The organism is Vibrio sp. 1401, from assembly GCF_033340295.1.
The window spans coordinates 1-1,124 of record NZ_JAWOWF010000129.1; the positions used below are offsets into that span (position 1 = coordinate 1).

Genomic DNA, 1,124 nt, shown 5'->3' on the forward strand with positions numbered 1-1,124 from the left:
GTTTTTAAGGAAAAGATCGTTAGAGCAAACGCCATAGTAGGTTTTTCCTTCTACACCCACCGTGTAACCATTGTCTGGCGAACAGTAAAGAATAGTGCCTTTATCAAAACCGTCTTGCCACTCAACGTGATTTGGCGTTACGCCTGCTTCGCGACAGTCTTTAATATATTCGTACAAAATGTTTGGGTTGTTGCCTGAGCGGCCATCTTGGTAGCCGACGCGATACCAATCTGCGGTTTGGCATTGTTCTGGCGACATGCTGCTACAACCAGAAAGTAATGCAAACATGGCAAAGAGAAGCGCAATGCGTTTCATGAAGTGGATTCCTTGTTACTGCGTTAGGTTCGCTGATTATAAATGAACAGTGTTCATTTCCAATAGATAAAATTAATAATTACCGACTTATTGATGCGTTGAGATTGTGAGTTTGTCGGCTTGAAGCAAAAATTTTTTGCTTGTGGAACGAGCGTTGTTCGTCAGTAGTGATGTTACGAATAGAGTACTTTGCGTGAAGGTAGAGGCGAGATTAGTGAGGTGGGAATCTCTTCGTAAGCCGTATCTATAAACAGTTGCCTGCGCGAATGTTACTTTTTCTCAGAGATTCCCATATCAAAAGCCCCTCGATCGAGGAGGAACGGGACTTTCGATAATTTTATGCTTAACTTTCAAATGAAAGTTTGTTGCCAAACGCGGATTTCCAGTCTTTATCAAATTGATCGACAGCCGGCTGAGCTGCTGGATGAGAAAACTTCTGCGCGGCCACATCGACAGGCAAGGTAATCGCTTCAATGCCTAACTTCATCACTTCCATCGCTTGTTGGGTATTCTTAAAACTCGCTGCCAAAATTTTTGTAGGCAGTTGGTTTTGATCCAGTAGCAATTGCAGGTCTGCGACCACTTCTACACCGTTTCCGTTCATCGCATCAATACGGTTCACATAAGGCGCAAGATAGTCAGCGCCGCACAATGCCGCAAGGAAACCTTGCTGAGCAGAGTAAATAGCGGTGGCGAGTACTTGAATTCCCTCTTTTTTCATTAACTTAATTGCCGATAAGCCCGCTTCGGTCGCTGGCACTTTGACGACCATATCATAGGGTAATTCATGGATTTGGCGCGCTTCTTCC

The 1,124-nt window shown here is 44.4% G+C and carries 2 protein-coding genes; both read right to left on the reverse strand.

The annotated features are described in order from the left end of the window. The coding region (locus tag R7Z77_RS24045; protein ID WP_318136884.1) for a DUF2799 domain-containing protein at window positions 1–315 on the reverse strand (315 nt) is incomplete at its 3' end. 343 nt (window positions 316–658) lie between these two features. Beyond that, a partial coding sequence (locus R7Z77_RS24050) for a transaldolase family protein (RefSeq protein ID WP_318136885.1) occupies window positions 659–1,124 on the reverse strand: 466 nt, incomplete at its 5' end.